Annotated in this window: 10 protein-coding genes and 1 tRNA gene; 4 read left to right on the top strand and 7 right to left on the bottom strand. The window is 43.8% G+C overall.

What is annotated here, in order from left to right:
* Positions 1-18: 18 nt before the first annotated feature.
* The 3 genes from M3661_RS14955 to M3661_RS14965 form a co-directional block, all read right to left on the bottom strand.
* On the bottom strand, positions 19-3,819 hold the full coding sequence (locus M3661_RS14955) for an amino acid adenylation domain-containing protein (protein ID WP_251486396.1): 3,801 nt from the start codon (positions 3,817-3,819) through the stop codon (positions 19-21).
* A gap of 81 nt (positions 3,820-3,900) precedes the next feature.
* Positions 3,901-5,127, bottom strand: a complete 1,227-nt coding sequence (ccrA, locus tag M3661_RS14960) for a crotonyl-CoA carboxylase/reductase (protein WP_065293373.1) — start codon at positions 5,125-5,127, stop codon at positions 3,901-3,903.
* A 42-nt stretch (positions 5,128-5,169) separates the two neighbouring features.
* Positions 5,170-6,981 carry a methyltransferase gene (locus tag M3661_RS14965; protein ID WP_065293372.1) on the bottom strand — a complete coding sequence of 604 codons (1,812 nt, stop codon included), beginning with the start codon at positions 6,979-6,981 and terminating at the stop codon, positions 5,170-5,172.
* A 357-nt stretch (positions 6,982-7,338) separates the two neighbouring features.
* On the opposite strand from M3661_RS14965, the gene M3661_RS14970 reads away from it, so the two are divergent.
* Both M3661_RS14970 and M3661_RS14975 read left to right on the top strand, forming a co-directional pair.
* Positions 7,339-8,037 (top strand): ABC transporter ATP-binding protein, encoded by a 699-nt coding sequence (locus M3661_RS14970; RefSeq protein WP_065293371.1) that lies wholly within the window; start codon positions 7,339-7,341, stop codon positions 8,035-8,037.
* 15 nt (positions 8,038-8,052) lie between these two features.
* Positions 8,053-10,470: an ABC transporter permease gene (locus M3661_RS14975; protein WP_065293370.1), complete on the top strand. Its 2,418-nt coding sequence runs from the start codon at positions 8,053-8,055 to the stop codon at positions 10,468-10,470.
* 154 nt (positions 10,471-10,624) lie between these two features.
* Here M3661_RS14975 and M3661_RS14980 read toward each other — a convergent pair.
* From M3661_RS14980 to M3661_RS14990, 3 genes are all read right to left on the bottom strand, one after another.
* Positions 10,625-10,711: transfer RNA gene (locus tag M3661_RS14980), tRNA-Leu, on the bottom strand.
* A gap of 184 nt (positions 10,712-10,895) precedes the next feature.
* Entirely contained in the window at positions 10,896-11,111 is a 216-nt protein-coding gene (locus M3661_RS14985) for a hypothetical protein (RefSeq protein WP_065293558.1), read from the bottom strand.
* An 80-nt stretch (positions 11,112-11,191) separates the two neighbouring features.
* Complete coding sequence (locus M3661_RS14990; protein ID WP_021260073.1) at positions 11,192-11,518, bottom strand: hypothetical protein; 327 nt, start codon at positions 11,516-11,518, stop codon at positions 11,192-11,194.
* 259 nt (positions 11,519-11,777) lie between these two features.
* Here M3661_RS14990 and M3661_RS14995 point away from each other — a divergent pair, with 259 nt between their 5' ends.
* Complete coding sequence (locus tag M3661_RS14995) at positions 11,778-12,425, top strand: DNA uptake lipoprotein (RefSeq protein ID WP_065293559.1); 648 nt, start codon at positions 11,778-11,780, stop codon at positions 12,423-12,425.
* 41 nt (positions 12,426-12,466) lie between these two features.
* Here the strand turns inward: M3661_RS14995 and M3661_RS15000 are convergent, their stop codons facing one another.
* Positions 12,467-13,081 carry a DedA family protein gene (locus M3661_RS15000; RefSeq protein ID WP_021260075.1) on the bottom strand — a complete coding sequence of 205 codons (615 nt, stop codon included), beginning with the start codon at positions 13,079-13,081 and terminating at the stop codon, positions 12,467-12,469.
* A gap of 123 nt (positions 13,082-13,204) precedes the next feature.
* On the opposite strand from M3661_RS15000, the gene M3661_RS15005 reads away from it, so the two are divergent.
* Positions 13,205-14,338, top strand: coding sequence for a YkvI family membrane protein (locus M3661_RS15005; RefSeq protein ID WP_251486397.1), 1,134 nt, complete (start codon positions 13,205-13,207; stop codon positions 14,336-14,338).
* The last annotated feature ends 49 nt before the right edge of the window (positions 14,339-14,387 follow it).

The following is a 14,387-nucleotide window of genomic DNA, read 5'->3' on the forward strand; positions in this document are numbered from 1 at the left end:
CCTTTGTTATTCGATACCTTACAACTGATAGCTTGTGAATGGTTTATTCGGATCGAGAACCGCCTCTGTGAAAATATCCTCCAGCAAATACACAAAGTCTTGTATTTCCTCGGCATCGAACATGTTCTTTCGATAATAGAAGTGAAGATAATCCCTATCCGCTTCAGATTGAATAAAGAAAGTAAACTCGGCCGGAGTAAGTTCATTCGAATAATCGGCGACACTGAAACCTAGCGTATCGGCTTTTTTATCGTTACTGATATATTCAATCAGGATGCGGTATGGCAGCTTATATAAGCAGCTGTCCGCATTAAGCTGTTTCAGCCACATTTCATAAGGCAATGTCTGGTGCCGATTCACCTCGTGAATGGACGCCCGAACCTTATCTGCTGTTTCTACAAAACTATCTTCGTTGGAGATTCTCGCCCGCAGCAAGGAAGCATAAGCGAAATTACCCATCGTATGTTGAATCTCGCCTCTGTCCCTACCCGCCGAAGCGGTTCCAATCGCAATATCTTCAATGTCAAAAATATAGTTCAAGAACATATAAAAGATGGTCGTATAACCTGCAAACCTTGATAGGTTATTAGCGCTGCACAGCGCTTCAAATCTGGTCATCGTATCGTGCGGGATCGAAATGCTTGCACCCCCGCCCTCATATTTGCCATAGGAAGAACTCGGATGTTCCGGGAATTCAATCTTGACAATGTCTTCATTCAACAAGCGTATCCAATATGGAATATCTGCTTCATATGCTTCGTTTTCATATTGCTGTCTTTGCCACACTGCATAATCCGCACATGTCGTCTTCGGCTGGTACAGAGGGAGAACGGTTCCCGTCAGCAGCATGTTATACTTCTCATCAATTTCAGCAAGGAGGATATTGATCGTGTATGCATCCGCCAGAACATGGTGGGTTCCTATCGTAAAGATATTGATGCCCTCCATGCTCTCCCCTAATCGGAAATGAAACAGTGGAGCCTGATCCAGCTCATAAACTCGGTAGGTTTCTTCATGTTCGAACCATCGCCTTAGTTCCGCTTCCGACTTATCCTCATGCTTCTCATAAGTAAGATCTACCATCACTTCTTCATAGATTTTTTGATAAGGAACATAGTCTTGCTCTACAATAATCGTTCTCAGTTCTTGATTATCGGACACAACCCAATGTATGGCCTGTCTGAGCAGATGAAAGTCCACTGGATTGCGTATGGAGACACTGAGGACGACATTGTAAATCGGCTCAATTTTGCTGTTGAACCATATTCCCTCCTGTGCGAAAGAAAGCCGTACCGGTTCACTAATTGAAATGGAAGGTATTTTATTGCTCGTACTGCCTCTTATCAACAGCTCCCGTATCGAAGGATGCGAATACACATCGCTTATCGAATAGGCAAATCCAATTTTCTCTGCCGCTGCAATGAAGGACATGGCCTTAAGCGAATCTCCACCGATATGAAAAAAATTGTCGTTAACCCCTATCCCGTCACGATGCAGAATGGTTTTCCACAGCTCAAGCAACGATTGCTCGGCTAGGTTCGCAGGTGCTTCAACCATATTCTCCTGCCCACCAGTTGGTGCAGGCAGTGCTTCTTTGTCGATTTTTCCGTTTACCGTAAGTGGGAATGAATGTAGTTGGAAAATGTAGGTTGGAATCATGTAGTCAGGTAAAAATTGCCCGAGATAGTCTCGAACCTCGCTGCTGTCAAGCAGCTTGTCAGCTGTGAAGTAAGTACATAAGCATTTATCGTTAGACTGGTGTTGATTGATCATGATGAAGGCGTCGTTGACATGCGTATGGGCTAGCAATCTATTCTTGATTTCACTGAGCTCAACTCGAAATCCGCGGATCTTGACCTGTCCATCCCGCCTGCCCATGAATCGAATATTGCCATCAGAATCTAATCTCACAATGTCCCCTGTTTTGTATAATCGACCTGCAACAATTGACGGCAATTCAACAAATTTCTCATCGGTGAGTTCATCCTTGTTCAAGTATCCCTTGGCAACACCAGCGCCCCCCACATATAATTCACCTGGAAGTCCGCATGCCTGCAAGTTCCCAAAGCAATCTATAATATAAGCGGACGAATTCGCGATCGGCTTCCCGATCGGGATGTCCGAACAGTATGGCTTGTCCACTAAAAAGGTGGTTGAAAATGTGGTGTTTTCCGTTGGTCCGTAACCGTTAATCAATTGCAATTCGGGATAGGTATGAATGACTCGTTCGGCCTGCTTGCTTGACATTGCATCTCCGCCTACGACCAATACCCGCAAAGGCTTGAGCACCGTTATATCTGCTTCACTTATTTGCTGAAACAGTGCTGAAGCAAGAAACATCACTGAAATTTTTTCATGTTGAATGATCGATTTCAGCTTCTGGATGTTCAGTAGATCCGGCTTGTGAATCAGGTGAAGAGTGCTGCCATTCAGCAGTGCTCCCCATATTTCAAGCGTTGAGGCGTCAAATACGATTGAGCTCGTTTGCAGAACTCGATCCTGCTCGTAAAACGTAATGAAATTGGTGTTCCGTACAAGACGAATTACGCTTTGGTGCTCTATCATGACACCCTTCGGCATTCCTGTCGTACCCGATGTATACATGACATAAGCAAGCGAATCCGACGAACCCGTCTCCTCTCTACGCTCTTCATCTTGGATGTCGCAATATGGTTCACACAAATCTATGATCGTTATGTGTGAAGGGATATTCTCGTATGACGTATTTGCAGTTAGCATCGTGTTCACCTGCGCGTCTTGCAGAATATGCTCCTTCCGCTCGCGAGGACATTCGGGATCTATAGGAAGATAGGCGCAATCTGCCTTTAGAATCCCTATGATGCCGATAATGGTTTCTATTTTACGGTCAGCCATTATCGCTATGATGCTCTGCTTCGGAATTCCTCTTGTACGGAGAACAGCGGCAATTACATCCGATAGCTTATCAAGCTGACTGTACGTCACCACTCTCTTGCCCATCTTGATGGCCGGGTGATCGGGATGCTGCCGCACTGCTTTTCTAAAGATCGCGATTATACTTTCGTTTGGGGCAACGCCTTCCGCACGATATTCTCGTACCAATTCCAGCTTCTCTTCCTCTGTAAGCAGCTCGATTTGACTTAGCTTTTGCAGCGGATTTTGAATCATCTGCACAGCAATTCGTTCAAGATGGTTGACCATCCCTTCGATAATGCTGCGGCTATATATTGACTCCCGATAGCGAAAAGCAAGAGTTAACTCATCATCATAAAAAACCGTCAATTCGATACCACAGCCTGTCGCATAGCTGTATTCACGATCTTGCAAGCAGACATCTCCTGCTGGGCAATGCGTAATAAGCCCGCCATTCAACCAAGAAAGCTGCGAATCTGATAATGCTGGGGAATCGATATGCTGCTGGTGTATCCGTGCGACTTGCTCAAGAACATGGATTACACTTTCATCCTGCGTGGAATTTACACGCACCGGAACAATTTTAGTCATGGGCTTGAGGTGCGAAGTGCTATCATTGATGAACCGATTGCCAAATACGATATCTTTTTTGTTGTGATACCGTTCACTCAAAAAGCCCCACATTGCATTAAAAAGGACAGAAAGCTCCATACTATTGGTTTTCGCAAAATCTTTCATTTGTCCGTAAATGATTTTATCGAATACGAGAATGTATTCTGACTCTGCATCAGTTTCGCTCGGAATGCTGTCAGGACAACGGATTGAAACAGATGCGCAGCATTCATAACCAGCCAGATACTCCTGCCAGTAATTGTCCTTATCCTCGTTCGCCATTATGCTGCTTACTCCCCGCTCCTTCTGGATCATCCTTTTCCCTCACCCGCTTTGAATTTATGATCTCCCTACCTAACCTGTCCTGGATGATTATTGTTCTGAATGCTCCCCGCATTAACTCGCCCCGATTAACGCTACGGTGTTGCCGCCTTTAGCCGAGTTCGTATACATGTTCTGATGGATGAGAGGGATATCTGCGAAGCTGCATGTAGTAGGCTCAGGGAAACTAATGTTTTCTTTTACGATCAAATCCAGATAAGTCTTTCCGTCCTCGATTGTCCCTGCATGAGAACCTTGCAGTCTTTTCATCCCCAGCCATAGGTACCGCAAATCCAGTGAACCGACATATCCCGTAGTTGCACCGCAAATGACAACCATGCCTTTCAAATCACACAAGAACATGGAGGTAGGAAGCGTGTCTGCACCTGGATGTTCGATTACAATCTTCGGATCTTTCCTTTCTCCTGCGATCTTCCAAATTTCCCGTCTAATTCTAACGACACTCTTCAACCATTTTCCGTACAGCGCAGCATCGTTATGCAATTGTTCATTGATGATTCCCCAATGATTATATTTTTTTCGATTGATATACCCCTTCGCACCAAGCCCCATGCAATATTCTCCTCTTGCATCATCAGAGACAACCGCAATCGGAATGCCGCCAAACGCTTGAATAAGTGGGATCGCAATACTGCCGACTCCTCCATATCCTCCCCATACGAGGACGATATCGCCAGATTGAATCTCATTGCCCTTCCAATGCTTAAGCATGTTGTATACTGTACCGCCTGTAGCCGTAACCGAAGCAGCCTCTACCCAGGACAGCTCCTTGGGCTTGGCAATGCATTGAGCTTCTTGAACTTTTGAGAATTGGGAGAACGCTCCCCAATTACCTTCATATCCCCAAATTCGGAATGATGGACTAATACGCGGATCTTCGCTTTTCATATACATCTCACAATGCTCGTCATATTGAATGCCCGTGCATATAACCTCATCGCCGACTTTATATTTGGTAACCTTGTCCCCTACCGCATACACAATCCCACTGGATTCACTTCCGCAAATCAAGAAATCTTGTGGGTCTTCATATTTGTGATGGGCATGAACCACATTTCTAGGCAGCCCTAGCGATGCCCACACTCCGTTGTAATTAATGCCGCAGGCCATATTGAGTACAAGCATTTCATTGTCTTTTAGGTGCGGAATATCAACAACTTCCTGTTGAAACGCCTCAATCGGCTCGCCTAATCGGTCGTTGCGCAATGTCCAAGCATACATTTTCTCTGGTACATGCCCGACTGGTGGAATTTCACCAATTTCATACAATATCTTTTTCATCTTTTCCCCTCCCAATAATTTTTCCCTAATGCAACTTTTTGGTTATAAAAAATCAAATAATTCATCCATATCCTTTGCGTTTATCTGCTGCTCCTCTTCCTTTTGCTCCATACAATCGTTGCGATCGGCATGCTTAATGTGTTCGGCAAGATCCCCAACAAATTTGAATCGGTAGAAATCCTTTATCGTTATTTCCGTTAGAAATGCTTCTTTTAATTTCGAAATGAAAAGTAAGCCTGATAGGGAATCCAGTCCGATATCATGCAGTTCATCCTCCAAACGAATCTGCTTGGCTCCCACCACAGTTTCTAGAATTTGAATCAATTTTAATTCGTCAGCATCCAATCCGTAGTGATATTCCCCTATGCTATGATCTTGAGGTCTGTCCTGGAATAAGATTTCAACAGATCCATCCCGCTGCTTCGCCTGTCTCATATACTCTTGTACATCTTCTTCTGCAAAGGATGGAACAAATTCGATACTGCACTGCTCATGTAACGATTTTAATATCATGAAGCGCTCATTTTTCAAACGATCATACAATATGCCTTTTTCTTCATTTGATCCTAGTTCAGCATTTTGAGATAAGAGAATTACGCAATCCGACGAATCAGAGTTGTCAGGTAGGCTCTGTATACAATGAAATCCCGTACTGTTCAGCGCTTCTCTCCATTCACTCGGAAGCATCGTGATTCTGCTCCCTCTGAGCGGATCCTTCGTGAAGTTCCACCAACCGGGAGACAAGCCGTAGATCAAATTGTCAACATGCTGATCCCCATAGCTTTGAATTTGCGCCAAGATTCCACCCGGAACGAGCAATTTCTTAACATGCAGCAGGGAACGTTCAACACTTTCGGTCGCCTGCAGGACATCATAGCCGATAATGATATCGAAACTGTTCGCATGAAAGCCTTGTCTCTCGATATCTACAGAAATATCCAGTTTGGCAAACTTCATCATTTTATTCCCGCTTTTTTGCGCTTCAAATTTTGCGGTTGCGACGAATGATTGTCCAATGTCGGTGAAATAGTATTCAACATGATCAGAGATTGTAAGTTGCTTCATGATTTTATAGGTCAGCTCGCCAGTACCTGCGCCAATTTCGAGAATCCGTACTTTCTTCTTTTTCGTATGCACCATATCCTTGATGATCCGAGCCAGAATCTCGCCATAGATTGATCTTTTTGATGCCTGTGGAAGCCGTTTGTCGACGTCATCGACCATCGAAAATTCACCATTAGGGTACAACACTTCATTCGCTGGGATATCACCTTGAAATATTCTGCCATACTCGGAGGAGCAATGCAGAAGCAGCTCTACATACGGCATAAATGTTCTCTGCTCATCCGAAAATTGCTGCAGGATTACATCTATTTCAGGAATATCATGAAGGGATTTCGTAACCGTGATGATTCCATCTTCATTTGTGATATACGCATGTTCCTCTAAAATCATAAGAAGACGTAGTACGAAAGAACTAAACTCCTCTTTAATTGCAAAAGCCGCCATTAACTCATGAACAGTAATTGTTTTTTTAGAAAACGAATCCAGCTTATCGCTAAAAAAGGAGGCCGCGCAGCTCAAACAGACCTTATCCAGCATTTCGTGCAATCCTTCATAATCCTTGCGCAGCTTAACTGTACAAGATTGTAAAGCCTCTGCTTCAATCGCTGCATTTCGAATCCTTTGCTCATTAAGGTTTAACTCAAGAGAAAGATCATCATCATACTTCTCGCTTAGTGCCTCGACAATCGTAACCCGCCTGTTCGGGATTGAATTCAAGTATCTGCTAAGCTCAAATCTCCGTTCACTCAACCCATCAAATATGATAGCTGTCCCGTTTTGATTGATCATTCATTTCACCGCCATTCCAGTTCATTAATTATGTTTGTAAACATTTGTATTGATTAAATCCCTTATAATACCAGCGATTGAATAAATATATATCACAGCCCGCATGAGTAGTCAATATTTACTAATTTCCGATAAATTTATCATAGATTTCGTTAGATTATGGAGATTTAGCACGAATAACACCCAGTTGACAATCCAATTTCTGGTCAATATAATACCAATTGAATATGCAATAAATCGTACTTCGGCATCCCCTGCCACAAAAGTTGTATTAGACCAACTTTTGTCCGGTCGTATTCCTGTCCATTTTAATACATGAGTTAATAACACTTTATTCCGTTTTGGGGAGGTTAAAAGGTGTATTTATCAGTAGACAACATTACAAAGAGCTATGGCAAAGACAGCAGTTATGTTCAGGTTCTAAAAGGAGTAAGCACGAAAATCGAGGAAGGAAAAATGTGCGTGATATTAGGGCCGAGCGGCTCCGGCAAGTCTACTTTTTTAAATGTAATCGGAGGGCTCGACAAAGTTGATAATGGAAACATTGTTGTAGACGGACAAAATATTGTGAACTTAAAAAGCAAGGAGCTCGCTTCCTATCGAAGAATTAAATTAGGGTTTATATTTCAGTTTTACAATTTAGTACCTAATTTAACAGTTAAAGAAAACATTCAAGTATGTGAGTACTTGACAAAACACCCTCTTAATGTGGATGAGATCATTGAAACATTAGGATTGACGGAACATAGCAAAAAGTTCCCTTCCCAGCTCTCCGGCGGGCAGCAGCAACGCTGCGCCATTGGTAGAGCGCTCGTCAAAAATCCGAAGCTGTTGCTTTGCGATGAACCTACAGGAGCCTTGGATTACAGCACATCCAAAGAAATGCTGATGCTGCTTGAGGAGATCAACAGAAAGTATGGGACAACTATGCTCATCGTGACTCACAATACAGCAATTAAGGATATGGTCCATAAGGTGATCCAGATGAAGGACGGTCAAATTTGGAATGAGTATGACAATGCAACACGGATTGCTGCAAATGAATTGGAATGGTGATAGGAGAACAACTAAATGATACTCAATAGACGAATTATAAGAGATTTAAAATCAAATCTATTGCGATATGCTGCGCTCTTCTTCTTAATGTTCATGGGATTAACTCTAATTATTGGTCTATCAGCTTCAACGGACTCTATAACGGAGACTGTTCAGCAGCATGCAACAAAGACCAAGGTGGAAGACGGGAATTTCTCCTTGCTGCTTCCCCTTACTAAGGCAAATGAACAAGAGCTTGAAGCGAAAGGCGTACGTATTGAAGACAGCTCCTACCTCACCTTTACGTTAGCGGATCAATCCGTTTTACGCGTATTCAAGAATCGGCAGCAGATGAATTTAATTGAGCTGGATCAAGGAAAACAAGCCACTGCGAAAAATGAAATTGTTCTTGACAAGCACTATGCGAAGCTGCACGGATACGCTGTTGGCAACGCCATTACGTTTGCTGATGGTTCTTATACCATTACCGGAATTGGCTCCGTTCCTGACTATGACAGTGTGACGGCCAGTATCGCGGATGTTAATCCAGACCCCTCCAGCTTTAGCATTGCATTTGTATCCGATGCTGCATATGATTCGTTAAAGACAAGTAATCTTGCCAGCTCAAGCGAAGAACTTTCCTACAGCTACCAATTGACAAAGGAATTCCATGCACAAAACTTGAAAGAATATTTAACAAAAATGGATTTTGATGCGGCTAGTGTAACGAATCCATATATTCTTGAACTCATTCATCTTGCAAAAATAGAGTCACCGGACAGCTTACGTGTATTCGCTCCGACTAACGGCCAGGCATCCGGGAGTTCCAATCAATCAAATGCCACAACGAAGAAGCTTGTCAAGGATGACGACTCTCTCCAGCTTCACAACCTGACATCGTTCATTCAAGCAGAAGATAATCCACGAATTAAAGGAAGCATTAATGATGCGCAAACGAGTAAAAAGTCTGCTATGGTCTTCGGCATCATATATTCGATTTTAATATCTTATATCATCTCCGTGTTTGTCGTTCACAATATTGATAGTGAAAGCACGGTTATTGGCGCATTGTATGCGCTGGGTTACCAAAAGAAGGATGTCTTGCGCCACTTCCTCATTCTCCCGGTTATTATCATTGCAGCTGGAGGGATCGCAGGAACAGCTTGCGGGTTAAGCCTAGCGAAAGTGTTAAGCGCCGATAGTATCCAGAAGTATTCTTATCCCGATTTGCAGATTGTCATTTCTCCGTATATTGTGGGCTATGGCATTATGATTCCTATCATCATCAGTATTATCGTAAATCTGTTCGTCATTAACAAAAAGCTATCTCAAAACCCTCTTTCGCTGCTACGTAAAGAGAAAAAGGCATCGAAAATTAGCCATATAGACCTTGGAAAAATGGCATTTTTGAATCGTTTCAGACTCCGTCAGGTTATTCGAGAGGCACGCATCAATATTTCTCTTTTCGTTGGCCTGTCCCTTGCCATTTTAATTATGGTATTCGGTCTGTTGGTGTACACCAGCATCTCCCATCTTTCTAGTGATATAACGAAGGAAGTAAAGTTCAATACCATGTACTTCATGAAATATCCAACAGCAGAGGTGCCACCGGGCGGTGAAGAAGCCCTTACGACTTCCCTGTATGCCAAGTCCAAATATAGCAATGGGGAATTAAAGCTAGCGATACAAGGAATCAAGGACAATTCTCCCTATTATCCTTTCAAGGTGAATAAGGATGCTGCAACTGACGAAATTTACGCTTCGAGCTCAGCTGCAATCAAGTTCGGCTGGAGCAAGGGAGATACCGTCACACTATCGAATCATACGGAAAATAAAACCTACACCTTCAAAATCAAAGATATCGTGCAATACGGTAATGGATTATACCTATTTATGAATATTGACCGCATGCGAGAACGATTTGGACAGAATGAGACATATTACAATACTGTACTGTCATCCAAGGAGCTCCCTATTGATAAAGGTAGACTCGAATCAGTAACGACCATAAACGATATTCAGCGTAGCGGAGACATTTTTATTGATCGGATGCTTGGCATGATCGCGCTCGTAGTCGTCATCGGCATAATCCTGTTTGTCATTGTGATGTTCCTGCTGCTGAAAATGACGATTGATAAGTCAGCCTTCAGCATCTCTTTAATGAAAACCTTTGGATATACTGAAAAAGAAGTGAATAAGTTGTACCTGGGCTCCAATTTTTATATCGTACTGCTTACAGCAATAATTGCAACGCCAGTCTGTAAAATCGTGATCGATAAACTCTTTCCTTATATGGTGTCTCACGTGCCAATGGGATTCAATACCACCTTTGAATATCCGCAGTATGCTGCTGTGCTAGCCATTATTTTTTGCTCTTACTTCGCAGCTAATTTCTTGCTCGGACAGCATTTGAAAAAAGTCTCATTGGCCGAAGTACTAAAAAACCGCGAATAGCATAAATCAAGACTCAAACCTCCAGATTTTTATCTTGGAAAATGAGGAACAAAAAGCACCTAGTCTGTCGAGAAACTCGACGACTGGGTGCTTCCATTTGCAAGGATATAAAATAAAAAAACCTCATAAGCATGAGGATTCACTGATGAAAGTATGGTGCGGTCGAGAGGACTCGAACCTCCACGATATTGCTACCACTAGAACCTGAATCTAGCGCGTCTGCCAATTCCGCCACGACCGCATATTTGATTACTTCCAATTGAGTCGCTAAGTTGTTTTCCCGGCGACAAGGAATATAATATCACGTCATTATAGGTATCGTCAACACTTTTATAAACTTTTTGAAATTATACCTTCTTATTTCTGCTGCAAGGCAGTTGGCAGGTTTCCCTCCCCGCTGCCATGCAGTATTCCAGTATATCCGGTCAAGTCTCAGGGACTGTTCTTGGCTCATCTGCAGGTTGAATCATATAGCTGCGACTCAGCTTTACAACACGCCGATTCCGCTTGCGAATCATGACATACTCATCATCCCATGCAACCACGAATCCCCGAACATCGTTCATCTCCAGTATGTCCCTAATGACTCTGACAAATGTTCCTTCCACTCGATAACGATCAAGCTCCGATTCCTCCATCATCGTGTAATTCACACCTCCGCTATGTACAACATGCAAGGCCTGCCATCTTCAGCAGGCCCCACACATACGCATGCTTCATCTCAATAGCCCACATGTTCCTTCGTATCGTTCGTTTCAAACCAGTAGTCCAATACCTTGGCAGACATGACACGCTTGTTAATATACGCAACTTGTTGCGCAGTAAATTTCCCTGTCCAGCTCACCTGCAGCTGATCGCACAGCTTTACGATCGTCAGCAGTTCTGACCAAGCGACATACCTTTTGTACCAGAAAAATTGAGGGTGTTCGATCATATACGGGTACAAATCATCGAATTCCGTGTGTTTGCATGCTAGTGCCCGTTCAAAATGGTTTTTAGCCTCCGTCACTTTTTCTTCCAAAAAGCGAGCCGTTCGTTCATCCACCATCTGCGTTGCCCCCTCTCACCATCTTATCTTTTATTATATGCCAAAGTGGTGAATGGAGAAAAGCAGACAATTCTTTTCATCAACTGAAACTAAATGGAGCTTTGAAGCGTCTAACTATATAAGAGGGTTATTTTAGCTTATTTCTTATTATTTACTGTTGATAACTAGTTCATAACGTCCAAATTGGCAATTGATTCAAATTCCGTATATAGGGTAATATGTTCTAGGCCCGTCGCGAGGCGGTAGAGGAGGATTTACGATGCGGCGATCTACTCGGCAACGCAGTATAACCATTGTACTGGCTGCAGTCATGATGATGTGGCTGCTTCAAGGATGCACTTCACAGGAGCATAGCATCCCCCCAATTGAAACGGATACACCTTATTCGCACCAAAAAGATTCTCAGGTGAAGCCAGATGAACGCAAGCCTGTAGGAAAACAAAACGAGAAAACCGAAATTGCATCACCAAAGAACCAATCCTCTCATAACGGTGATTCTACATATACGGATCAAGCCTTTGATCGTGCACACCCTCAATTGAAAGGCATTATGCTTGCTTCGAACAATGACGCGGTTAAGGAGCTATGGGGAGAACCTGAGGAGCATTATGTCATGGATGATACCGATCCAATTGACGTGTATCAATACGAAGGCTTCTCTTACGGATGCAAGCAGGATGGGAGAATCATATTTGTTGAAGTATCTGGCGAGGATACCTCGACAGGAATTCAGGGTTTAACGATTGGAGACAGTGAAGCTACCGCCTCCAAGGTGCTCGGACGTCCAGATCATGATACAGATTATGTGTGGAGCTATGAATTAAAGAACTGCCTGTTGAGACTTGATTTGGATCCGACGACAAACAAGATCCAAGCAGTTAAGCTATTTTCCAACGAGCGCGTATAATGGACACTATAATAAATGAAACGCCTTGATTCCACGTGGAGTCAAGGCGTTTTATTGGTTCGCATCCGATAACGAATGATAAAGTATGTGATGGTGCCTCCTACCGCAAGCACTACAAGACCACCGAACAGAATCGGGTTCCCCTTCGAGTGAAGCCATCGCACCGCCTCACGCCAATGATTTCCCACAATATGTCCAATCGTTAGAAATGTAGCCACCCACAATAATGCACCTGATCCGGCCGCAAAAAGATAAGTTGTCCATTTCATTCTGGACATCCCCGCCAAATAACAAGTCAAATGACGAAGTCCCGGCACGAAATAGCCGAACACAATACTCCAACTTCCATATTTCTGAAACCAGCGCTCTGTCCGTTCAACTCGCTTCGGCGTCAACTTCAACTTCTTCCCGTACCGATCCAGCAAGGGTTTGCCCACCCGACGACCAACTATATAACTGATGAACATCCCGGTCATACTCCCCGCAAGACAGACAGCGAAGGCAGGTGCGTATTGAAATGGTCCATTTACCGTCAAGCTGCCTACAAAGACCATCAGCGTCTCATCCGGTACAGGGATGCCGATGATGCCTAGAGCAAGCAACATAAATAAAGCTATGTATCCGTAATGGGACAGCGCCCACATAACTGTCTGCACCGTAAGCCCCCCTCCCGTAATTCGATATCTATTTTATCATAACCATGCAGTCATGTCCGAACCTACTTGCTCATATTTTATAGTAATGCGTACAAGCTTGGCTGGCAAGGAGGCGTCTTAACGTTGAGAAAAGCAGTGTTAGTTATGCAAATTGCATTCACGTATATTGGAACCGTCGTGGGGGCAGGGTTTGCGACCGGACAGGAAATATTGCAATTTTTCACAGCTTATGGGTGGTGGGCTCCCCTTACCATCGCGTTGTCGACAGTGCTGTTCATCTGGCTGGGCACGAAGCTGATGCTCCTGTCTCATGACATCAAGGCTCGATCATATGAGGACATTAACCGCATGCTGTTCGGAGATCGGATTGGCGGAGCAGTCAGTCTATTCACGATGGTCATTATTATTTGCGTCAATAGTGTAATGCTGGCAGGAGCAGGATCCGTGTTCGTGGAGTATTTGCATTTGAATTACCAGATTGGTCTGCTGCTTACATTGGTTAGTTCCTATTGGTTCGTCAGCCGGGGCATGGGCGCCATCTTGAAGCTGAACTCCATCGTTGCACCTACAATGCTTACGTTTACCTTGTTCATCATCATTCATACCATCCAAATGCCAAATGCTGCTCAAGCACTAACGCTGAGCACAGACAAGGCCTTCTATGCAGCATGGAGTGCGCCGCTCTTGTATGGCGCCTTTAATTTAGCAATGGCACAAGCTGTTCTCGTCCCGCTTGGAGCTTCGATGCCGAACAAAAGAGTGATTCAACTTGGGGGCATTATCGGAGGCGTACTAATTGGATTAATGCTGCTTTCCGGACATTTTGCGTTGGCTGTGTACATGCCCGGTATTACGCAATTCGATATTCCCATGGGCCATATTTCATCCGGACTAGGCGTATTCATTCAATTGATTTATGTCATGCTTATTTTTTCCGAGATCTTTACAACCTACGTTGCCGATGTGTATGGGATTACCCTGCAGATGCATCAACGTACAGGAATTCATCCGAAACTCCTTATTATCATGATCATGCTATTTTGCTTTCTGTTCAGTCAATTTGGCTTCAAGCCGCTGGTATCTCACCTGTATCCAATCTTTGGTGTGTTCAGCCTTGCTTGGATATACCTGTTAATTCGTTCATCTGGACAGCGTCCGACTCATACTCATCGTCCGCCGACCGACACTCCATTTCCTGCATCGCTGCCACTGCAGCCTGCACGTCAGAAACATCCAACTTCTCCACCTGAGAGCTAACAACAGTGAACCTTATATCTTGTGCAAATAAGGCGCAGTCCCTCTACTG

The sequence above is a fragment of the Paenibacillus sp. MER 180 genome (assembly GCF_023713665.1).
GTDB lineage: Bacteria > Bacillota > Bacilli > Paenibacillales > Paenibacillaceae > Paenibacillus_B > Paenibacillus_B suaedae.

Coding starts and splice junctions, on each gene's coding strand:
- M3661_RS14955 (WP_251486396.1), bottom strand. CDS start 3,819: ATGATCCAGAAGGAGCGGGGAGTAAGCAGCATAATGGCGAACGAGGAT.
- ccrA (WP_065293373.1), bottom strand. CDS start 5,127: ATGAAAAAGATATTGTATGAAATTGGTGAAATTCCACCAGTCGGGCAT.
- M3661_RS14965 (WP_065293372.1), bottom strand. CDS start 6,981: ATGATCAATCAAAACGGGACAGCTATCATATTTGATGGGTTGAGTGAA.
- M3661_RS14975 (WP_065293370.1), top strand. CDS start 8,053: ATGATACTCAATAGACGAATTATAAGAGATTTAAAATCAAATCTATTG.
- M3661_RS14985 (WP_065293558.1), bottom strand. CDS start 11,111: ATGATGGAGGAATCGGAGCTTGATCGTTATCGAGTGGAAGGAACATTT.
- M3661_RS14990 (WP_021260073.1), bottom strand. CDS start 11,518: ATGGTGGATGAACGAACGGCTCGCTTTTTGGAAGAAAAAGTGACGGAG.
- M3661_RS14995 (WP_065293559.1), top strand. CDS start 11,778: ATGCGGCGATCTACTCGGCAACGCAGTATAACCATTGTACTGGCTGCA.